We start from the raw sequence: 20,659 nt of genomic DNA on the forward strand, positions 1-20,659 counted from the left end.
GTTGTGGACAGGGACGGTCTCCGCGCCCGCCCGGACCATGACTGGCAGCAGGCCGTGGTCCAGGCGCTGTGCGATTCCCCGGTCCTGGGCGACCGCGGTGCCCGCGCGATGCTGGCCGAGCTGATCGGCGACCGGCTGGGGCGGCCGGTGGTCCTGCGGGAACAGGCGACCACGCAGCTGCAGCTGCTCGAACTGGTGCGGTTCTGCGTCCGCGAGGAGATCGCGGCGAACCACGGACTGTCCGCGCTGGCCGACGCGGTGTCACTGCTGGAGGGCCACAGCCGGACGGCCGACGCCGTCAGTGAGCTCGTACGGGAACGCGCCGTGCGGTCCGCGTCCTCCCCGGCACCGTCCCGGGCGCTGGGCTCGCCACCACGACCCCCCTCACCCGCCGACCGCCCTGCTCGCTTGTTCGCCTCACACCCCGTGGTCGGCACGCCCACGATCTGGGGAAACATCCCGCCCAGGAATCCGAACTTCACGGGCCGCGAGGAACTCCTCGACAAGCTGCACCAGCGGCTGCTGCGGGAGAAGGCGACCGCCGTGCTGCCCCACACGCTGCACGGCATGGGCGGCGTCGGCAAGAGCCTGCTGGCCGTCGAGTACCTCTACCGTCGTATGGCGGAGTACGACGTGGTCTGGTGGATCTCCGCGGAGCGCACCGCGCAGATCTCCCTGTCCCTGGTGGAACTGGCACCGCGGCTCGGCCTGCCGACCGGGTCCGACGTCTCCTCGACCGTCGCCTCGGTCCTGGAGGCGCTGCGCATCGGCGTGCCCTACGCCAACTGGATCCTGGTCTTCGACAACGCCGAAAGCCCGGAATCCGTACGGCAGTTCTTCCCGGCCGGAGGACCGGGCAACATCCTCGTCACCTCGCGCAATCCCCAATGGGCCTCCGTCGCACAGCCGCTGGAGGTCGACGTCTTCATGCGGGAGGAGAGCAAACAGCTGCTGCGCATACGCGGCCCGGAGATCAGCGACGCGGAGGCCGACCGGCTCGCGGAGGCACTCGGTGACCTGCCGCTCGCCATCGAGCAGGCCGCCGCCTGGCACGCGGAGACGGGCATGCCCGTGGACGAGTACCTGCGGCTGCTCGACGAGAAGCGCGTGGACCTGCTGCGCGGCACCGCGCCGCTCGGCAACCAGCATCCGGTGATAGCGGCCTGGAACATCTCCCTGGACCGGCTGGAGGCCAAGAGCCCGGCCGCGTACCAGCTGCTTCAGGTGTGCTCCTTCTACGCGCCCGAACCCATCGCGCGGACCATGTTCATGCGGATGCCGTCCAGCCCCATCACCCCCGAGCTGGACGCCGCCCTGGAGGATCCGATCCGGCTCGGCCAGGCCATCCGCGACATCGGCCGCTACTCCCTGGCCCGCTTCAACCACCGCGCCAAGTCCCTACAGATGCACCGGCTGGTGCAGGCGGCGCTGCAGTTCCGGATGACCGAGAAAGACCGGGCCACCATGCGGCGCGGGGCTCACATGCTGCTGGTCGCGAGCGACCCCAACGATCCCGACAACGCTCTCCGCTGGGATCGTTACGGCACCCTCTACCCTCACGTGGTCGTCTCCGGCGCGGTGCAGTCCGACGAGGCCTGGGTGCACAGGCTGGTCGTGAACGAGGTCAAGTACCTCCTTCGCTGGGGCGACTACGAGTCCTGCCTGGAGCTCGCCCGTTCCGCGTACGAGGACTGGTCCCGCCGACTGGGCGAGGAGCACGCCCAGACCTTGCAGATCGCCCACTGGCTGGGGTTCGTCCACTTCAACATGGGCCGCTACAAGGAAGCCGCCGAGCTCAACACGACCACGCTGGAGGCCCATCTCAGGCTACTGGGACCCCACCACCAAGACACGTTCGACGCGCTCGGTAACGTCGCTCTGGACCACCGCGTGCGCGGCGCTTTCGCTGAGGCCCTCGAACTCTCCGACTCTGTGCACCAGCAGTACCTGCGGCTCATGGGTCCGGACGACCCGGAGACACCTCGGCGTGAGCCTGCGCCTGGTGGGCGAGTTCGCCCGTGCCTACGAACTGGACCAGCAGACCTGGCGCAAACGCGCACAGATCTTCGGCCAGGACCACATCGCCTCGCTGGGCACCTGGCTCGGGATGATCGTCGACCTCCGTGAACTCGGTTACTACGAGACCGCGTTGACCTACCACCGCGAAATCACCGAGCAGGCCACCACACTGCTCGGCGACAGCAATCCGATCACCTTGTCCTGCCACCGTCTCCTCGCAGTCGCCCTGCGCAAGGCAGGTGAGCACGAGGAGGCCGCGGCGACGGCGGAGCGCATCCGCGCCGAGCTCGTGCGTCGGTACGGCGACCACAACCCCGAGTCCATGGCTGCCACCCTTGAGCTGCCCATTCATTTGCGGCACCGGGGAAACCTGGAGGAGGCGCTGCGCCTGGGCACCGAGATCTGCCACCGGTACGAGGAGACATACGGCAAGCACCATCCACACGCCCTGTCCGCCGCCGTGAACCTCGCGATCACCTACCGGCTGCTGGGCGACGCGGCGGCCGCACAGTACATCGACGCCGTGGCGCTGGCGCAGCTCACGGAGGGGCTGGGCGCGACGCATCCCTCCACACTCGTATGCAGGACCAATCTCGCCAGCGACCACTACGCTCTCGGCGACGCGGCCGATGCGCTGAGGCTCGACACAGAAACGCTGCGCGGATTCCGGGAGGTCTTCGACACCGACCACCCCTCCACCCTGGCCTGTGCCGCGAACCTCGCGATGGACCTGCGGGCCGTGGGACGCGTCGAGGAGGCGGAGGCACTGCACGGCGACACCCACAACCGTCTCCTGCGCACCCTGGGCAGCGGCCACCCGGCGGTCACCCAGGCTTCCGACCGGGACCACCGAGCGGACTGCGACATCGACCCGATGCCGCTGTGACGGACCCCGCGCCGGAGGACGTCATCCGCAGGATCCGCAACGAGAGGTGCCCGTCCCCCACGCGGAGAACGGGCACACAACCAGGACGTCGGCACCAGAACCTCAGCCCGTCAACGCCGGCTCGCTGCCGGACACCGGGGCGCCCTCCGCCGGGTTCGCGCTCTCCTGCTCGCCGACCGCGGTGTCCTCCGCCCCCTCGACATGCTGCGCCGGCCGCTTCGGCAGCGCGAACATCAGCAGGAAGATCGCGACCATCACCGCCACGACCCAGCCCAGCGCGTGCTGGAAGCCGTTGACGAAGGCCGGGCCCACCTGGGCGGGGGTCAGGCGGTCGCCGATCTCGCCGAAGAAGACCACGGACACCAGGCCGAGTCCGAGCGCGTTGCCCATCTGCTGCACGGTGTTGATGAGGCCGGACGCCGAACCGGAGTGCTCGCGCGGGACCTCCGACAGCACCGCGTCGGTCAGCGGGGCCACGATGAAGCCCATGCCCGCACCCATGACGACCAGCGGGAGCGCCATCTGCCAGGAGGCGATGGACAGGCCGTACCGCTCGGACTCCCAGATGTAGAGCAGCACCCCGGCCGCCATGATCAGCGCGCCGGCCTGAAGCACCTTGCGCCCGAAGCGCGGGACGAGCAGCTGCACCGACATGCCCGCCGCGGCCGAGACCGCGATCGAGAACGGGACCCCGGTCAGACCCGCCCGCAGCGGGCTCCAGCCCAGGCCGACCTGCATGTACAGCGTCCAGACCAGGAAGAAGATGCCGAGGCCGACCCCGAAGACGGTCTGGACGGCGATGCCCGCGGCGAAGCTCTTCACCTTGAACAGCGACAGCTCGACCAACGGCGAACCGTCCCGCGCCGCCTTCCGCCGCTCGTACGCCACCAGCGCCGCGAAGACGAGGAGGGCGCCACCCATCGACACGTACCCCCACAGCGGCCAGCCCAGCTCACGCCCGCGCGTCAGCGGGTAGAGCAGCATCAGCAGGCCCAGCGTCACGAGGGCCACGCCGACGAGGTCGAGCTTGAGGGCCTTCGGGGCCTTGGACTCGCTGATGAAGCGTCGTCCCAGGATCAGCGCGGCGATGCCCACCGGCAGGTTGATGAGGAAGATCGGCCGCCACTCGAGACCGAAGAGGTTCCACTCGGTGAGCAGCGCGCCGAGCAGCGGGCCGGACACCGCGCCCAGGCCGACGATCGCTCCGAAGAGGCCGAAGACCTTGCCCCGCTCGTGTGCCGGGAAGGTCGCGTGCACGATCGACAGCACCTGGGGCACCATCAGCGCGGCCATCCCGCCCTGCAGGATGCGCGAGGCGACGAGCATCTCCGGGTTGGCGGCGAAGCCGCACAGCGCGGAGGCGATCGTGAAGCCGCCTATGCCGACCAGGAAGAGCCGCTTGCGGCCGTGGATGTCGCCGAGCCGTCCACCGGTGATGAGCCCGGCGGCGAAGGCGAGCGCGTAGCCGGCGGTGATCCACTGGATCTGGCTGAAAGACGCGCCCTCGTCCCGCTGGATCGAGGGAATCGCGATGTTGACGATCGTGACGTCGACCAGGTCCATGAAGGCCGCGGTCATCACGATGGCGAGCGCGAACCAGCGCCGTCGGTCGGCCACGGCTGCCGGGCCCTGCGGCGGCTCGGCCGGACTGTTGAGAGTGGTCTCGGTGGAGGTCATGGCTTGAAGGTAGACCCCTATTAGGTCAGATCACGTCCTAGATGTGCGGCACCCTGGAAACATGACGACGGACACTCCGGCCCGGCTCCTCCAGTTGCTCTCCCTCCTCCAGACACCCCGCGAATGGCCCGGCGGCGAGCTCTCCGAGCGGCTGGGCGTGTCCCGGCGTACCGTCCGCCGCGACATCGACCGGCTCCGGGAGCTGGGCTATCCCGTGCAGGCGACGAAGGGGGCCGACGGCGGGTACCGGCTGGTGGCGGGCAAGGCGATGCCGCCGCTCGTGCTCGACGACGAGGAGGCGGTGGCGATCGCGGTGGGACTGCGGGCCGGCGCCGGGCACGCGGTCGAGGGCGTCGACGAGGCCTCGGTGCGGGCCCTCGCCAAACTGGAGCAGGTTCTGCCGTCCCGGTTGCGCCACCGCGTGTCCACGCTCCAGGCCGCGACCACCCCACTGACCAGCGGGGACGGGGCGAGCATCGCGCCCGAGACGCTGACCGTGATCGCCGCGTCGGTGACCGGGCGGGAACGGCTGCGGTTCGCCTATCGCTCGGGGGACGACACCCCCTCACGACGCCTGGCCGAGCCCTACCGCCTCGTCTCCACCGGCCGTCGCTGGTACCTCGTCGCCTACGACCTCGACCGCGACGACTGGCGCACCTTCCGCGTCGACCGGATCGCCGAGCCCTTCGCGACCGGCGTCCGTTTCACGCCACGCGAGCTCCCGACGGGGAACGCGGCCGAATACCTGCGGCAGTCGATGTACGGACGCCAGGAGACGTACGACTTCGAGGTCGCCTTCGCCGCGCCCGCCGCGTTCGTCGCGGCCCGCCTGCCCAAGTGGTTCGGCGCGCCCGAGCCGATCGACGAGCGCAACTGTCTGCTGCGTTCCTCCGCCGGGGACTCCGTGGAGTGGCTGGCGGTACGGCTCGCGATGGTCGACTGCGAGTTCGCGGTGCGACGGCCGGCGGAACTGGTGGAGTGCGTACGGGAGTTGGGCGGGCGCCTGACTCGGGCGGCGGGCGGGGCGGGAGACGGGTCGGAGGGCGGGGCGGGAGACGGGTCGGAGGGCGGGGCCGGAGACGGTCGCCGGGAAGGGCGCGGCGTCAGGGCCGGGTGAGCCCCGCGCGGGCCTGACCGGTCCGCGGCGCGCTCACACGGCTCCTCGGAGGAAGTCACGCGGCGCCCCGGGGGAAGTCACGCGGCGCCCCAGGGGAAGTCACGCAGCGCTTCCAGATGACGTACCGCGAGCGCGACCGGTCCGGCCGGACCGTCGGCCGGCTCGTCACCGGCGGCCCAGGCCTCCACCGCCACGCGAACCGCCGCACCGGCCACGGCGGCGCCGAGCCGGAACTCCGCCCCGCCGCCCGTCACGGAAGCCCTCGCCTCCAGTACCCGCGCCAGCGTCCGCTCGGCCCCCTGACACGCCTCGCCCCACACCCTCAGCAGCGCCGGGCTCCCCTCGGCCAACCGGAGCAGAGCGCGGACCCAGTCCATGGACTCCGGACGCACCCCGACGCCCGGGGTGAGGGTCTGGACGGCGGCGTGGCGAAGCGCCTCCGGCACGGACAGGTCGGCCGGGGCGTCGCGTACGGCCTCGGCCCACTTCTCGACGCCCGCGGAGAAGAGCGGGGCGAGGCACTCCTCCTTGCCGGCGAAGTAGCGGTAGAAGGTGCGTGGCGCGACACCGGCGGCGCGAGCGATGTCCTCGGCTCGGGTGGCGCGCAGACCGTGCCTCATGAAGAGTCCGGCGGCGGCCCGCGCGATCTCCATCCGGGTTGCGGCCTTGCGTCGCTCCATGAGCGAGAGCCCGGGAGCGGCGGCCGCGCGGTCGGTACCGGTCACGGACGGCAGGTTATGCCCCTGTGGCACAATCTGCCATCCGGGTCACCCCGGGGTTCAGGTACGGGGTGGCCCGTCGGCCTGCCCGAAAACCACCGCTCCCCCCGGAGCGAGGCCCGAACGAACCCCGCCCCATCCCCGGACGAGCCCGACCGACCCCGCCGGACCCTGCACAAAAACCCTGCACAAAAAGGAGCCGAGCCCCGGCGCCAGGGGGGGAAGGCGCCGAAGCTCGGCTCTGGAGAGTCCCGGCGCGGGGGGGGAGTGCGTCGGGACTCGGTTCTGGGGGGTCTTGGGGCTGCGCCCCGGGACCCTGAACCCTGGGCCCTGAAGTCTTGTGCCCAGAGCCCAGCGAGTTAAGCGGCGTTACATGGCCATGTCCGGTCGACTTATGGCCGACCTCGGGCGATCAGATCCGTCAGATCCGTCGAACCCGTACGAACCATACGTGGCACACCAACCACATGAACCACGCAAACCGCACGAACCGCGGACATTCTTAAGCCGCCGCGTCAAAACCGGTGTCGCGGGCCAGCTTCTTCAGCTCCAGCAGCGCGTGCTTCTCGATCTGGCGGATCCGCTCACGGGTGAGCCCGTGCTCCTTGCCGACCTCCGTGAGCGTGCGCTCCCGGCCGTCGTCGATGCCGTACCTCATCTTGATGATCGAGGCCGTGCGCTGGTCGAGGCGGCCGATCAGGTCGTCGAGCTCCTCGCTGCGCAGCAGGGTGAGGACGGACTGCTCGGGCGAGACCGCGGAGGTGTCCTCGAGGAGGTCACCGAACTGGGTGTCACCGTCGTCGTCCACCGACATGTTCAGCGAGACCGGGTCGCGGGCCCAGTCCAGGACGTCCGTCACACGCTCCGGGGTCGAGTCCAGCTCGGCGGCGATCTCCGCGTGCTCGGGCTCGCGCCCGTTCTTGCGGTTGAACTCGCGCTGCACGCGACGGATCCGGCCCAGCTCCTCGACCAGGTGCACGGGGAGGCGGATCGTGCGCGACTGGTCGGCGATGGAGCGGGTGATGGCCTGACGGATCCACCACGTCGCGTACGTCGAGAACTTGAAGCCCTTGCGGTAGTCGAACTTCTCGACCGCGCGCACCAGGCCCGCGTTGCCCTCCTGGATCAGGTCGAGCAGGGGCAGGCCGCTACGGGGATACCGCCGGGCCACGGCGACGACCAGCCTCAGGTTGGAGCGGATGAAGACGTCCTTGGCCCGCTCCCCCTCGGCGACCAGCGCCTCGAGCTCCTCGCGGGTCGCGTCCGCCTTGGGGGCATCGACCTCGTCGTCGAGGATCTGCCGAGCGAACACACCCGCCTCGATGATCTGGGACAGCTCGACTTCCTTGGCGGCGTCGAGCAGCGGCGTACGCGCGATCTCGTCGAGGTACATGCCGACCAGGTCGCGGTCGGCGATTTCGCCGCCTACGGCGCGAACACTGCGTGCCGCGTCGGTGGTCTCGCCGGTGGCGGACTGACGACGGGCGACGGCACGGGTTGCCATGCGTGCTCCCTTGCGATGGTGGGCTTGCGGGTCCTAGTGGCGGCTCGGACACTCTTCCGAGTGCCCGGCATCCGAAGGAAACAACGACTGGAATCCGGACAGAATTCCCAACCCGCCCCCCTCTTTTTCTGATCATGCAGTACCCTGTGCCGCCACAGCGGGAGGTCGGATGTCAACGGAACGTACAGAGGCGCAGGTCAGGCCAGGAGTCGCGGCCGACCTCGACGCTCTCACGGCTATCTACAACCACTACGTTCGCGAGACGCCCATCACATTCGACACTGCCGTCTTCACCTCGGAAGAGCGCCGCCCTTGGCTGCTCTCCCACCCTGAAGACGGCCCGCACCGCCTGATGGTTGCCACGGACACGGACTCACAGGGGGTTCCCGGGAACGCACAGCGAATTCTGGGATACGCCACTTCCAGCCCCTTCCGCCCCAAGCCCGCCTACGACACCTCCGTCGAGGTCACCATCTACCTCGCCCCGGAGGCGGGCGGCCGGGGCGTCGGCACGCTGCTCTACAAGGCCCTCTTCGAGGCGCTCGCGGACGAGGACGTGCACCGCGCCTACGCGGGCATCGCCCAACCCAACGAAGCGTCCGTGCGGCTGCACGAACGCTTCGGGTTCCGGTACGTCGGTACGTACCGGGAGGTGGGCCGGAAGTTCGGCCGGTACTGGGATGTGGCCTGGTACGAGAAGGACCTCCAGCCGAACTGAACCGACCGCCCTCTAGCCGAACTGGACCGACCGCTTGGCCAGCCCCAGCCAGAACCCGTCGATCACCGACCGCTGCTCGTCCAGCTCGCCCGTGGCGTCCGCCGCGCCCATCGTCACGAAGAGCGGGGCGAAGTGCTCGGTGCGGGGGTGGGCGAGCAGGCCGGCCGGGGACTTGTGGCCGAAGTCGAGCAGGGCGTCCCAGTCACGGGCGTCCAGGGCGCGGTGCCCCCAGTCGTCGAACTCGACCGACCAGGAGGGGACGCCGCCCTGACGCAGCGCGGCCAGGTTGTGGGTGAAGAAGCCGGAGCCCACGATCAGGACACCCTCGTCGCGCAGCGGCGCCAGCTTGCGTCCGATCTCCATCAGCTTCACCGGATCGAGGGTCGGCATGGAGATCTGCAGGACAGGGATGTCGGCCTCGGGGAACATCTCGACCAGGGGGACGTAGGCGCCGTGGTCGAGGCCGCGGTCCGGGATGTCCTGGACGGGAATGCCCGGGGCGCGCAGCAGCTTCCGTACGGACTCGGCGAGTTGGGGGGCGCCGGGAGCCGCGTACCGGACCTGGTAATAGTGCTCGGGGAAGCCCCAGAAGTCGTAGACGAGCGGTACGGTCTGGACCGCTCCGAGGGCCAGCGGGGCCTCCTCCCAGTGGGCGGAGACCATCAGGATCGCCTTGGGACGGGGCAGTTCGGCGGACCAGGCGGCCAGCTCTCCGGGCCAGATCGGGTCGTCGGCGAGCGGCGGGGCGCCATGACTGAGGTAGAGGGCGGGCATGCGCTCCTGTGGGGCACGCCCCTCGGCGACGGCAGACGTGGCGACAGACATGGCGGCTACTCCCTCCGGGGGGTCCATCGTAAGACCGATTGGGAAGTTATTTGAAGTCTCAAGCTTCCATGCAGAACACTACTCCCGATTTGTTTAATATTCAAGAAGGGGCTCGTACAGTGGAGTACATGACTACGGCATCCGCATCCGCTGAAGAGCCGCGCTGGCTCACCGACGAGGAACAGCGCACCTGGCGTGCGTACATGAACGCCGCCACCCTCCTCGAGGACCATCTCGACCGTCAGCTGCAGCGCGACGCGGGCATGCCGCACGTCTACTACGGTCTGCTCGTCCAGCTCGTCGAGGCGCCGCGCAGAAGGCTGCGCATGACCGAGCTGGCCATGAACGCGAAGATCACCCGCTCGCGCCTCTCGCACGCGATCGCCCGCCTGGAGAAGAACGGGTGGGTGCGCCGCGAGGACTGCCCCTCCGACAAGCGGGGCCAGTTCGCCGTCCTCACCGACGCCGGTTACGAGGTGCTGAGCAAGGCCGCGCCGGGCCATGTCGACGCCGTACGGCAGGCCTTCTTCGACCGGCTCACGCCCGAACAGCACAAATCCCTCGGCGAGGCCATGCGGATCATCGCCGAGGGGCTGCAGCCGAAGGACGCGGGCGCGGACCTGCCTTGGCTGCGTTGATCGGGTAGACGGGTTGACCGGGCGGACGGGTTGATGGGGTGACGGGTTGGCCGGGGGGTGGGGTGACCGGGTTGACCGGGGGGTGGACGCGGGTCCGCCCCGGTCCCGATGAACTCGGAACCGGGGCGGACCCTGGGAATCGTACGGGCGAGGCGTCCCCACCCCGCGCCCGTACTCGAAGCACCTGAAGCACCGGAGGTACCAGCGGCGGTACGGGCGGTACGGGTGATCAGTGGGCGATCACCGGCACCTTGACCTCGTCCTCGACACCGTCGCCCGCGCCGGAGGCCGCGGACATGTCCGGGCGGCCGGTGTTGACGAGGGTCGCGGCGATCGTGGCCGCGACCACCAGGATGCCGACGGCGAACCAGATGGCGTTGGTGTAGCCGTTCACCATGCCCTGCAGCTGGACGAGCTGCTGCTGCGGCTTGGAGGTGGCACCGGCGATGTGGTCCTTGATGTACGAGGTGGTCGCCGAGGCGGCGATCGTGTTCAGCAGGGCCGTACCGATCGCGCCGCCCACCTGCTGCGAGGTGTTGACCATCGCGGAGGCGACACCGGCGTCCTTCGGCTGGACACCGTACGTGGCCAGGGACATGGCGGGCATGAACGCCGTACCCATACCCAGGCCGAGCAGCAGCTGGGCCGGGAGCAGCAGACCCGCGTAGGAGGAGTTGATCTCCATCTGGGTCAGCAGCAGCATGCCCAGGGCGGCCAGGGCGAAGCCCGGTGCCATCAGCAGGCGCGGCGGGACGCGGGTCATCAGACGGGCGCCGATCTGGGTGGAGCCCGTGATCATGCCCGCGATCATCGGCAGGAAGGCGAAGCCGGTCTTGACCGGCGAGTAGCCCTTCACGATCTGCAGGTAGTAGGTCAGGAACAGGAACAGACCGAACATCGCGATGATCGCGAGGCCGAGCGAGAGGTAGACACCGCCGCGGTTGCGCTCGGTGATGACGCGCAGGGGCAGCAGCGGGGCCTTGACCTTGGACTCGGTGAACACGAAGGCCGCGAGCAGCACCGCCGAGGCGACGAACAGACCGATGGTGGTGGAGTCGCTCCAGCCGTTGGACTCGGCGCGGGTGAAGCCGTAGACCAGGGAGACCAGACCCAGGGTGGAGAGGATGACACCGGGGATGTCGAGCGGCGAGCGGTTGCGGCCGCCGGCCGGCTCACGGATGACGAAGTACGCGCCCAGGGCGGCGATGATCGCGAACGGGATGTTCACGAAGAACGTCCAGCGCCAGTTCAGGTACTCGGTGAGGAAGCCGCCGAGGATCAGGCCGACGGCGCCGCCGCCACCGGCGATCGCACCGTAGATGCCGAACGCCTTGGCGCGCTCCTTGGCGTCGGTGAACATCACCGCGAGCAGCGAGAGCGCGGCGGGGGCCAGGAGGGCACCGAAGGCGCCCTGCAGGGCGCGGGCGCCGAGCAGCATCGCCTCGCTCTGCGCGGCGCCGCCGATGGCGGAGGCGCCCGCGAAGCCGATCAGGCCGGTGACGAAGGTGCGCTTGCGGCCCCACAGGTCGGCGATACGGCCGCCGAAGAGCAGCAGACCGCCGAAGGCGAGGGCGTAGGCCGTGATGACCCACTGACGGTTGCCGTCCGATATCCCCAGGTCCTGCTGGGCGGAGGGCAGCGCGATGTTCACGATGGTCGCGTCGAGGACGACCATCAGCTGGGCGAGCGCGATGAACGCGAGCGCTTTCCAGCGGTTGCTGTGTGCGTCGGCGAGTTCGGCCGCCGACTTTGCCGAGGCTGAGGTGCCTGTTTCAGACATGGGGATACCCACTCCGGTACTTCGCAGTGAAAAAGGTGAGGGAAGGTCACGGGAGCCGGCGGCTCGTCGTCGTCGACGGCCGCAAGCCTCCGGAAGCTTGTCGGACTACGGACTGGCGCGGTGCGCCGATCTCATCGGTCGGGCCGATCTCATCGGTCGGCCTGATCTCATCGGTCGGGCTGGTCGGGCTGATCGGGCTGCTGGTCAGGCTGTTCGCAGATCCTCCACGGTGGCCGCCACTCCGGGCAGTACGGAGCGGGCCGGTGCCCGCAGACCGTCCAGGAACAGCTGCAGATGACGGTGCACGAAGCGGTCGATGCCCTGACACGCGGTGCCGGGCAGCGGCCGGGTGAGCTGACTGACGGCGACCATGAGGTCACCCGACTCGACGTCGGGCCGCAACTGTCCGGCCTCGCGGGCGCGCCTCATCAGCGCGTCGACCATCTCCATGGTCCGCTCGCGTGCGGCGAACAGATCCGGGTGGTGCTGGTCGAAGGCCTCGGAGAGCATGGGGCACAGGGCGCCGATCCGCTCGTCCGCCGCGAAGTGCACGAAGTCGCTCAGCGCCTGGAAGGCGTCGCCGCCCTCCAGGAGAGCCGACTCGATCCACTCCGACGTGCGGTCCATGACCGAGCAGACGACCTCCCGCGCGAGCGCGTCGCGGTCCGGGAAGTTGCGGTACACCGTGGCGTTGCCGACACCGGCGCGGCGGGCGATCTCGTCGAACGGCACGTCGGGGCCGAACTCGACGAACATCTCACGCGCGGCGGCGACGATCCGCTCCCGGTTGCGCAGGGCATCGGCGCGGGGCCGGGGCACGCGACGCTTCACGGGGGTGGCGGTCTCCACGGCGTACTCCTCAGACGTAGGTAGGAAGACTGTGGCGCGATCCGGGGAATCCGTCCCCGTTTCGCTCGGACACATGGCTAAACGGGGAAACGGTCCCCGGTTATTTCCCGCATTCCCAGAGATCTGGTGTGACCTGCGTCACTGAGCGTTGGGGGGCGGGGGGACGGCCCCACCCCACGCCCGCACATCCGCCCCACCCCGCCCCACGGCAAACCTCCGACGCGGCTCCCGTCACCCTTCCCCCGGCAAGAAACCCACGTTCGGGCTCTTCCAGCGCGCGCCCCCGCATCCCCCGTCACAGGGTGATCGCACAGGGTGCAGCCGGTGACCGGGCGGCTGCCGTGAGCGAAGGGCCCTTGCATGCAGCCGATGCAGCCCACCACCCGCCGGATACGCTCGCGCCGCGTGGCCGCCCTCGCCTCGGTGACCCTTCTGACGCTGACGGTCAGCACCTCCGCCGGCACCGGTCACCTCCCGGCGGGCTCCACGACGGCGGGCTCCATCGCGCTGGCCCGCTCCACGGCGCTCGGTCCCTGCATGATCACCGGCCCGATGGGCGTACAGATGGGCGAGGGCATACCGACCCAACCCGGATACGCCCGCTCCACCGGCATCGTCCGAGCCCTCACCCTGATGGTCGACTTCTCCGACGCGCCCGGCCCGGGCAGCGCACTCGACCGGCTCGCCGAGTTCTTCCCGCAGACCCAGAACTGGTTTCGCACCAGTTCCTACGGCCGTCTCGACTACCGCCCCGAGACCCCCATCCACCACTGGCTGCGCATGCCCAAGCCCTTCAAGGCGTACGGCATAGAACGCGGCGCCCCCTTCGACCCCGGCTACCGCGATCTGGTCCAGGACATAGTGGCCACGGCCGACCCCGAGGTGGACTTCCGCTCGTACGACCTCCTGAACGTGCTGGTGACGCCGAATGCCGGACCCTCCGCCCTGGACACCGTCCTGTCCGTCACCTTCGCCGGCAACACCGAGGCACCCATAGCCGACGGTGTCCCCGTCTCCAACGCGTCCTTCGTCTACAGCCGCCAGGACGACGGTTCCGGCTCCTACGCCGAGACCGGCTACCGGGTACTCCCCCACGAGAACGGCCACACCTTCGGCCTGCCCGACCTCTACACCCCGGAGGGCGGAGGCGCGGTCGGCCACTGGGACATCATGAGCGAGGACTGGGGAGCCGACAACGACCTCCTCGGCTGGCACAAGTGGAAGCTGGGCTGGCTCGACGAGTCGCAGGTCAGATGCGCCGCGTCGCCCGGGACGACGGAGTACACCCTCACCCCGCTGTCCCGGCCCGGCGGCGAGAAGCTGGTCTTCGTACCCACCAGCACCAAGACGGGGTACGCCTTCGAACTGCGCACCCACGAGGGCAACGACTCCGCCGTCTGCCGCCCCGGCATCCTCATCTACAAGGTCGACGCGGGCGTGGACACCGGAAACGGCCCCATCACCGTCTACGACTCCAAGCGCCACAGCGGCGGCTGCACCCGCAGCCCCAACGTCCACGCGGAACTCTCCGACGCCCCCTTCACCCCCGGCGAGTCCTTCAAGGACCCCAAGACCGGTATCACGATCGCGGTCACGGCGTCGGATCCGAACGGTGACTACCGGGTGTCCGTCACCCGCCGCTGACCGTCCGCTCCCCCCTTCCCTCACCGGCCGCCCCCTCGGTCCCTGCCCGGCCGCTCCCCCGGCCCTCGACCGTTCTCTCACCCGCCCCTCCCGGCCTCCGACCTGCTGACCTGGCCGTGCAAGGACTACGGTGTCTGTTCTGAGTCTCTTCGGAGATCCGCGACTGCGTCTCTTCAGAGATCCGCATCGGAGAGCCCATGCCATCGAATGTCGCACCGGCCCCCGGGACCGGCACCAGCAGCGCCGCGGGCGCCGAGGCCGTGGTGCCCGCCGAGGCCGTCACCCCCCTCATCCGCGGTATCGCCGTACTGCGGCGGCTGACCGACGCCGACGGAGTGTCCAGCCTCAGCGGTCTGGAGCGGTCCACCGGGCTCGCGCGCTCCACCGTCGACCGGATCACCGCGACCCTGGCGCGCCGGGGGTACGTACGCCTCGACGGCCGCGACGCCGTCCTGGCCCCCCGTCTGATGGAACTCGGCAACGCCTACCTGGCCGCCCTGCGCCTGCCCCGCCTCCTCGACGCGCACGCCGACGCCCTCGCCGACGAGCTCGACGAGTCCGTCTCGCTCGCGGTCGGCGACCAGGACGGCATCCGCTTCATCCACCAGGCGACCCGGCGCCGCGCCATGTCGCTGAGCTTCCGCATCGGCGACCTGCTGCCCGCCGAACGCACCGCGCCCGGCCCGCTGTTCGCCACCGAGTGGGGCGATCGGGAGTGGGCACGGTGGCACGAGCGGCGCGCGGCCGACCCGGAGGACCGGGGGTTTCCGGCGGTCCCGGCGCGGAGCCGGCCGATCGAGTACGGCGAGGACGACCGAAACGACGAGAAGGACAGGATCGGCGCGAACCGCACGAACCCCACGAACCGCAAAAACGGCAAGGATCTCACCGCCGCCCAAGACCCCACCGTCGGCAAAGACCCCACCGTCGGCAAAGACCTCACCGTCGGGAAGGACCTCACCGTCGGGAAAAGCCTCGCGGCGGACAGGCCGGAGGAGCCGGGCGCCGGGCGAAGCGCACGTCGACTTCCCACCCTCGGCGACGACTTCGAGCAGCGTACGGCCGAGGCGCGGGAGGCCGGCTGGGCGCTGGACGACCAGTTGATCGAACCAGGTCTGGTCGCGCTCTCCATGCCCGTACGGGAGGCGGGCCGCATCGCCTGTGTGGTGAGCGTGGTCAGCCACACCAGCCGGCACACCGCGGCCGATCTGCGCGACACCCTGCTGCCCCGGCTACGGAAGGCCGTCGCCGCGATGGAACGGGAACTGCGCGAGGCACAGCACGCCGAATCCGCCACGCCCACGCCCCGCGCCACCGCCGCCCCCTCCGGCCTCGCCGTCTGGACCGGCGCCTCCAAGCAGGAACTGGGCCGGGAGTTCATCGAGTCGCTGGCCCGGGGCCTCACCGTCATCACCGCCTTCGGCGAGGGCCGCGCCGAACTGAACCTCACCGAGGTCGCCCAGGCCACCGGACTCGCCCGGGCGACCGCCCGCCGCGCACTGATCACCCTGGAACACCTCGGATACGTCACCGCGCACGACCGCGTCTTCCGCCTCACCCCCCGCGTGCTGGGCCTCGGCTTCCCTCCCCTGTCACGGACCTCGCTCGCCGAGATCGCCGCCCCGCACCTCACCGAACTCTCGCAGCGGCTGCACGACTCGGTGTCGCTGGCGGTCCTGACCGGCGACGAGATCCAGTACACGGGCCGCGTCTCCACCAGCCGCGTCATGAGCGTCCACATCACCATCGGCACCCGCCTGCCCGCGTACCCCACCGCGCTGGGCCGGGTGATGCTGGCGGACCTGCCCGAACCCCCGCTCACCGAACTGCTCCCGTTGACCCCCCGCACGATCACGGACCCCGCTCGCCTGAAGGCCGTCCTGGACCGCGTACGGGAAGAGGGATACGCCCTGGTCGACGAGGAGTTGGAGGTGGGGCTGCGCTCGGTCGCGGTGCCGGTGCGCGAGCGCGGTGGGCGGGTCGTGGCCGCCGTCAATGTCGCGATGCACAGCAGCCGCCGTACGCCCGAGGAGTGCGTCGCCGAGGTGCTGCCGGAGTTGCGGGCCGCGGTGGGGCGGATCGAGGAGGACCTGTGGGTGGCGGGACGGTTCCGCCGGGTACCGCGGACGTGACGCGCCGGCGCGTACCCCTTGTGACGACCGTTTGAGCACGTGAACGCCCGTGTCCGGGCCACGGGAACGTGGTCCGGACACGGGCGGGAGCAGGTGTGGGGGTCCCCCGGGCGTCAGTGGCTGACCTCCGCGCCCCCGGCCGACACGACCTCCGCCACCCCCTCGCCCAACACACCCTCGTCCGCCTCACCCTTCTCCGCCTCACCCTTCTCCGCCTCACCCTTCTCCGTCTCACCCTTCTCCGGCGCGACCTGGGTCGCACCCTGGTCCGAGGCTCCGGCGGGCCTGCCGTCGCGCATCAGGAAGACGGCGAGGACGGCCGCGACCAGGACTCCCGCCCCGCCCGCCAGGAAGCTCGCCGACATCGCGCTGGTGAAGGCGTCGTGGGCGGAGGCGAGGAGGGACCTGTCGCCGGTGCGGGCGGCCACGGCGAGGGCGTCGCCGATCGAGTGACGGGCGGCGGCCGGGGCGGCGGCGGGCATGTGGCCGGTGAAGGTGCTGGAGAGGACCGCGCCGAGGACGGCGACACCGAGCGCGGCGCCGGCCTGCTGGACGGTGTCGTTGAGCGCGGAGCCCACACCGGCGTGCTCGTCCGGGATCGCACCCATCATGGCCGCCATCGCCGCAGGCATCGTCAACCCGCCACCGGCGCCCATGAGACACATGGCACCGGCGAGGACGCCCCACCCGCTCTCCGGGTTCAGCGTGGACAGCAGCCCGAACCCGGAGGCGATGACGAGGAGTCCGAAGACCACCATGGCGCGGTTGCCGGTCTTCGGCAGCAGGGCGGCGCCGACGCTGTTGAAGGCGAGGGTCGCGAGGGCCAGCGGGGTGAAGGCGAGACCGGTCTGGGTGGCGGAGTAGCCGAGGACGAACTGCAGGTACTGGGTCAGCACCAGCATCAGGCCGCCCTGGGCCAGGGTCAGCAGCACGAGGGAGAAGCTCGCGCCGGTGAAGACACTGTTGCGGTAGAGCGAGACCGGGATCATCGGCGAGGAGCAGCGGCTCTCCCACACCCCGAACCCGACCAGCCCGAGCACGGCGAGGCCGAGCGAGAGCTGCGTGCCCTGCTGACCCAGCCCGCCCTTGGGAAGCTCGATGATCGTCCAGATGAGCGCGGTCATGCCGACCATCGACAGCACCATGCCGATCGGGTCGGCCTTGCGCCAGGGCCCCTTGGACTCGGGCATGAGGACCAGCGCGGCGATGATCGCGAGACCGGCGATGGGGATGTTGAGGAGGAAGACGACCCCCCACCAGAAGTGGGCCAGCAGCGCGCCACCGACGACGGGACCACCGACGAGCCCGACCATGGCGACGGCACTCCAGGCGGCGATGGCCTTGGGCCGCTCGGCGTCGTCGAAGACGGTGACCAGGATCGACAGCGTGCTGGGCATGATCAGCGCGCCTCCGACGCCCATCAGCACCCGCCCCAGGATCAGCGCCCCGGGCGTGGCGGCCTCCATGGCCACCACCGAGGCCGCCCCGAAGAGCGCGAGCCCGATGACCATCACCTTCCGCCGCCCGAACTTGTCGGAGAGGCTGCCCGCGGTCAGCAGCAGCCCGGCGAAGACCAGCATGTACGAGTCGAGGATCCACTGGAGGTCCTGGGCACTGGCCTTCAGGTCCTCGGCGATCGTCGGGATCGCCACGGTGAGAACCATGTTGTCGACGACCAGCACCAGGGTGCTGAGGCACAACACGATCAGGATGAGCCAGCGACGCGGATGACGGTCCATCTCACTACCTCTCGAACGGTGAACTGAGCCGCACACACCGTGCGCTCCGTGGAACACTGTACGGCGATGCGCACACTGTACGCAAGAGAGAACGACGTACCGATCCATGGCCACCCGTACGCACCCTGCGCATGCTGTGCGCTACGGTGGCCGGACCGGGAGAGAGGAAGCCGTATGTCCCCCCAGGAGCAGGCCGAAGCGGGGTCGCCGACGCCCGTCCAGTCGGTGTGGACCCGCCCCCGGGCCGGTCGCGAACAGCCGGCGCTGAGCCGGGACCAGATCGTCGCCGAGGCGCTACGCCTGCTCGACTCCGACGGCATCGACGCCCTGAGCATGCGCAAGCTCGGCACCCGCCTCGGCGCCGGAGCCACCTCGCTCTACCGGCACGTGGCCAACAAGGACGAGCTCATCGAGCTGGCCATCGACGAGATCTACGGCGAGATCGAGATCCCCCGGTCCACCGACCCCGCGACCTGGCGCACGGACGCGACCCACTGCGCCCAGAGCCTGCGCGCGACAATGCTGCGCCACCCGTGGATCGCCTCGGTCCTCGGCGAGATGGGCATGTCGTACCTCGGCCCGAACGCGATGCGCCTGGCCGAGTTCCTGCTCGCCCTCTTCACTCGCGCGGGCCTGCCCACCACCGAGGCCGACCAGGCCGCCTCGACCCTCGTCGCCTACGTCACCGGCATGGCCACCAGCGAGGCCGCCTACCTCAACGTCCTCGCCCGCAGCGGCCACACCGAACAGCAGTACGTGGAAAGCCTCTGGCCCACCGCCGAACAGGCCGCCGAGTCCTACCCCCACCTCCGCGAGGGCTACGCCGAACAACGCGGCAAGGATCCCCGCACCGCCCGCGACGAGAACTTCCAGTACGGCCTCGACCGCGTCCTGGACGGCCTGGAAACCCGAATCACCCACTGACCGAACGCCAGAACCCCCACCCCACCGAATCCGCTACGCTAGTCGCCGGGTCTCCACCGAGATCCCCCCGCCTTCGTAGCTCAGGGGATAGAGCACCGCTCTCCTAAAGCGGGTGTCGCAGGTTCGAATCCTGCCGGGGGCACAGAGAGAAGGGCCAGCTCAGGAGGGGTTTCCTCCAGGGCTGGCCCTTTGCCGTTTCCGGCTCCGTGCCACTCGCGTGCCACTACGTCCGGGTGGAGCGGTTGCCGTCCTCGCCAGAGGTGTCTCCCCCACCGTCGCGGATCATGGCGCCGAGACGGTCAGCGATGTCCCGATCACGGTCGCCCGAGAGGGCCCGGGGCATCACTCGAGCAGGTCTCGTTTGAGGGCGAAACGGCCAGAGCAACATACTTGACAGGTGCTGCTGTCCGTCCACCTGAACTTTCCCTGCCCCAACAAGTGCCCGCGCAAGCGCGGGCTGGCCCCTGAGGCCCGGCCCCTCTGCGCCTTCGGCGCCGGGGCCGGCCCCTGGGGCCGCAAGCGAGTTCCGGCCCTGAGTAGAAACCTGGCACGGAGGTCCCCCGGCCAGAACCGTGCCTCCGGCGGGGGCGCTCAGGCTCCGAGATGGACGGGGCGCCGTTCGCGGCTGTCGGCGAGTGGATGGCGTGCGCGGGGAGCTCCCATCCCGTCTGCCATCGACCCAGGCAGAGCCGAGCAGACGCGGCCCCTGGCGTCCAGGTCGTTCGTACAGTGGTGGGTGAAGCGAGCGGGAGCAGGTTGCTCTTGAGTACTTGGCGGGTTCTGTCCGCAGTTCCGTGAAAGCCATGTTCACGGTGCGATGACCCATCGTTCCGGCAGGGCAGGCCCTGGTCTTGGAGGTTTGCTCAATCCAAGCTGTTCTGTTCCCCGGCATCAGCATCAGGATCCACCAGGTCCATGCCGTCGGCTCGGCGACTGCATGAGTCGATCCTCTACGCTGCCCACGTGCGCTACTTGGCAGAAGCTTTCGCCCTTGGAGCCCTGAGACGTGGCCAGTCGGTGGAGCAGTTCCTCGGCCCGACCGGATCACCTGAACGGCCCGGTATCCGCTATGTCGAGGTCAGGGCGACGACATCGAGATACGAAGTCCTCCTCCACACCGTCGAGGACGTCGGTCACGAGACCTTCATGGACCTCGTCGAGTTTCCACCTCTCGACCCTGACAACGATGAAGAGGAGTTCGGCCGCCTGGTGTCCATCACCGATGACCCGCTGGCCGCGCTGACGGCGGCCGAAGAACTCACCGGGGCGGTCCGCAGCCGATGGGTCAACACCACCATGGTCCAGGACGAGTACAGCGACTTCGTAGAAGCCGGACGCCCAGCACGCCACTCACCCGACGGGCACCCCTGGCCCGAACCATCAGCCAATCGCTGACCTGCGATCTACTTCGTTCACGGAACTGCGGACAGAACCACCAAACTGGTGCTCCAGGCCGGAAAGAAAAGCCGCTCCTGTCAAGATCGCGCG

The 20,659-nt window shown here is 69.9% G+C and carries 15 protein-coding genes, 1 tRNA gene and 1 pseudogene; 10 read left to right on the top strand and 7 right to left on the bottom strand.

The window, feature by feature from the left end; translation table 11 throughout:
• Positions 1-54: 54 nt before the first annotated feature.
• Both fxsT and FNV62_RS55775 read left to right on the top strand, forming a co-directional pair.
• Positions 55-1,923, top strand: a pseudogene (gene fxsT / locus FNV62_RS23205) (FxSxx-COOH system tetratricopeptide repeat protein); the annotation flags it as partial.
• Positions 1,924-2,002: 79 nt separating this feature from the next.
• On the top strand, positions 2,003-2,905 hold the full coding sequence (locus FNV62_RS55775; RefSeq protein ID WP_144315622.1) for a tetratricopeptide repeat protein: 903 nt from the start codon (positions 2,003-2,005) through the stop codon (positions 2,903-2,905).
• A 102-nt stretch (positions 2,906-3,007) separates the two neighbouring features.
• On the opposite strand, the gene FNV62_RS23215 is transcribed toward FNV62_RS55775, so the two are convergent.
• On the bottom strand, positions 3,008-4,582 hold the full coding sequence (locus FNV62_RS23215; RefSeq protein ID WP_179858199.1) for an MFS transporter: 1,575 nt from the start codon (positions 4,580-4,582) through the stop codon (positions 3,008-3,010).
• A 61-nt stretch (positions 4,583-4,643) separates the two neighbouring features.
• On the opposite strand from FNV62_RS23215, the gene FNV62_RS23220 reads away from it, so the two are divergent.
• The gene (locus tag FNV62_RS23220) at positions 4,644-5,699 is read left to right on the top strand and encodes a helix-turn-helix transcriptional regulator (protein ID WP_144315623.1); all 1,056 of its coding nucleotides are present in this window, start codon (positions 4,644-4,646) and stop codon (positions 5,697-5,699) included.
• 77 nt (positions 5,700-5,776) lie between these two features.
• Here the strand turns inward: FNV62_RS23220 and FNV62_RS23225 are convergent, their stop codons facing one another.
• Both FNV62_RS23225 and FNV62_RS23230 read right to left on the bottom strand, forming a co-directional pair.
• Positions 5,777-6,379, bottom strand: a complete 603-nt coding sequence (locus FNV62_RS23225; protein ID WP_413083921.1) for a TetR family transcriptional regulator — start codon at positions 6,377-6,379, stop codon at positions 5,777-5,779.
• 541 nt (positions 6,380-6,920) lie between these two features.
• Positions 6,921-7,922, bottom strand: coding sequence for an RNA polymerase sigma factor RpoD/SigA (locus tag FNV62_RS23230; protein ID WP_054233096.1), 1,002 nt, complete (start codon positions 7,920-7,922; stop codon positions 6,921-6,923).
• Between the two features lie 169 nt (positions 7,923-8,091).
• On the opposite strand from FNV62_RS23230, the gene FNV62_RS23235 reads away from it, so the two are divergent.
• Positions 8,092-8,640, top strand: a complete 549-nt coding sequence (locus FNV62_RS23235; protein WP_097285101.1) for a GNAT family N-acetyltransferase — start codon at positions 8,092-8,094, stop codon at positions 8,638-8,640.
• 12 nt (positions 8,641-8,652) lie between these two features.
• On the opposite strand, the gene FNV62_RS23240 is transcribed toward FNV62_RS23235, so the two are convergent.
• A complete protein-coding gene (locus FNV62_RS23240; RefSeq protein WP_144315624.1) occupies positions 8,653-9,465 on the bottom strand; it encodes a dioxygenase in 813 nt (270 codons plus the stop codon).
• Between the two features lie 128 nt (positions 9,466-9,593).
• Here FNV62_RS23240 and FNV62_RS23245 point away from each other — a divergent pair, with 128 nt between their 5' ends.
• Positions 9,594-10,103 carry a MarR family winged helix-turn-helix transcriptional regulator gene (locus FNV62_RS23245; protein ID WP_054233158.1) on the top strand — a complete coding sequence of 170 codons (510 nt, stop codon included), beginning with the start codon at positions 9,594-9,596 and terminating at the stop codon, positions 10,101-10,103.
• A 229-nt stretch (positions 10,104-10,332) separates the two neighbouring features.
• Here FNV62_RS23245 and FNV62_RS23250 read toward each other — a convergent pair whose 3' ends face one another.
• Positions 10,333-11,883: an MFS transporter gene (locus tag FNV62_RS23250; protein ID WP_054233099.1), complete on the bottom strand. Its 1,551-nt coding sequence runs from the start codon at positions 11,881-11,883 to the stop codon at positions 10,333-10,335.
• Between the two features lie 204 nt (positions 11,884-12,087).
• Positions 12,088-12,732 carry a TetR/AcrR family transcriptional regulator gene (locus FNV62_RS23255; RefSeq protein WP_054233100.1) on the bottom strand — a complete coding sequence of 215 codons (645 nt, stop codon included), beginning with the start codon at positions 12,730-12,732 and terminating at the stop codon, positions 12,088-12,090.
• A gap of 369 nt (positions 12,733-13,101) precedes the next feature.
• Here FNV62_RS23255 and FNV62_RS23260 point away from each other — a divergent pair, with 369 nt between their 5' ends.
• Positions 13,102-14,376 (top strand): M6 family metalloprotease domain-containing protein, encoded by a 1,275-nt coding sequence (locus tag FNV62_RS23260; RefSeq protein ID WP_371651576.1) that lies wholly within the window; start codon positions 13,102-13,104, stop codon positions 14,374-14,376.
• Between the two features lie 197 nt (positions 14,377-14,573).
• On the top strand, positions 14,574-16,508 hold the full coding sequence (locus tag FNV62_RS23270; protein WP_225900341.1) for an IclR family transcriptional regulator C-terminal domain-containing protein: 1,935 nt from the start codon (positions 14,574-14,576) through the stop codon (positions 16,506-16,508).
• A gap of 113 nt (positions 16,509-16,621) precedes the next feature.
• Here FNV62_RS23270 and FNV62_RS23275 read toward each other — a convergent pair whose 3' ends face one another.
• On the bottom strand, positions 16,622-18,247 hold the full coding sequence (locus FNV62_RS23275) for an MFS transporter (protein ID WP_144315625.1): 1,626 nt from the start codon (positions 18,245-18,247) through the stop codon (positions 16,622-16,624).
• Between the two features lie 174 nt (positions 18,248-18,421).
• Here FNV62_RS23275 and FNV62_RS23280 point away from each other — a divergent pair, with 174 nt between their 5' ends.
• The 3 genes from FNV62_RS23280 to FNV62_RS23290 all read left to right on the top strand — a co-directional run bounded on the left by FNV62_RS23280 (position 18,422) and on the right by FNV62_RS23290 (position 20,566).
• On the top strand, positions 18,422-19,171 hold the full coding sequence (locus tag FNV62_RS23280; RefSeq protein ID WP_060900503.1) for a TetR/AcrR family transcriptional regulator: 750 nt from the start codon (positions 18,422-18,424) through the stop codon (positions 19,169-19,171).
• Between the two features lie 69 nt (positions 19,172-19,240).
• Positions 19,241-19,313: transfer RNA gene (locus FNV62_RS23285), tRNA-Arg, on the top strand.
• 821 nt (positions 19,314-20,134) lie between these two features.
• Complete coding sequence (locus tag FNV62_RS23290; protein WP_225900342.1) at positions 20,135-20,566, top strand: hypothetical protein; 432 nt, start codon at positions 20,135-20,137, stop codon at positions 20,564-20,566.
• Positions 20,567-20,659: the final 93 nt, after the last annotated feature.

It is taken from the genome of Streptomyces sp. RLB3-17 (assembly GCF_007113425.2).
Classification (GTDB): Bacteria; Actinomycetota; Actinomycetes; order Streptomycetales; family Streptomycetaceae; genus Streptomyces; species Streptomyces mirabilis_D.

Bases quoted from the DNA above. Each gene is read 5' to 3' on its own strand.
- FNV62_RS23215 (WP_179858199.1), bottom strand. From the start codon at position 4,582: ATGACCTCCACCGAGACCACTCTCAACAGTCCGGCCGAGCCGCCGCAG.
- FNV62_RS23220 (WP_144315623.1), top strand. From the start codon at position 4,644: ATGACGACGGACACTCCGGCCCGGCTCCTCCAGTTGCTCTCCCTCCTC.
- FNV62_RS23225 (WP_413083921.1), bottom strand. From the start codon at position 6,379: ATGGAGCGACGCAAGGCCGCAACCCGGATGGAGATCGCGCGGGCCGCC.
- FNV62_RS23230 (WP_054233096.1), bottom strand. From the start codon at position 7,922: ATGGCAACCCGTGCCGTCGCCCGTCGTCAGTCCGCCACCGGCGAGACC.
- FNV62_RS23235 (WP_097285101.1), top strand. From the start codon at position 8,092: ATGTCAACGGAACGTACAGAGGCGCAGGTCAGGCCAGGAGTCGCGGCC.
- FNV62_RS23240 (WP_144315624.1), bottom strand. From the start codon at position 9,465: ATGTCTGTCGCCACGTCTGCCGTCGCCGAGGGGCGTGCCCCACAGGAG.
- FNV62_RS23245 (WP_054233158.1), top strand. From the start codon at position 9,594: ATGACTACGGCATCCGCATCCGCTGAAGAGCCGCGCTGGCTCACCGAC.
- FNV62_RS23250 (WP_054233099.1), bottom strand. From the start codon at position 11,883: ATGTCTGAAACAGGCACCTCAGCCTCGGCAAAGTCGGCGGCCGAACTC.
- FNV62_RS23260 (WP_371651576.1), top strand. From the start codon at position 13,102: ATGCAGCCCACCACCCGCCGGATACGCTCGCGCCGCGTGGCCGCCCTC.
- FNV62_RS23270 (WP_225900341.1), top strand. From the start codon at position 14,574: ATGCCATCGAATGTCGCACCGGCCCCCGGGACCGGCACCAGCAGCGCC.
- FNV62_RS23275 (WP_144315625.1), bottom strand. From the start codon at position 18,247: ATGGACCGTCATCCGCGTCGCTGGCTCATCCTGATCGTGTTGTGCCTC.
- FNV62_RS23280 (WP_060900503.1), top strand. From the start codon at position 18,422: ATGTCCCCCCAGGAGCAGGCCGAAGCGGGGTCGCCGACGCCCGTCCAG.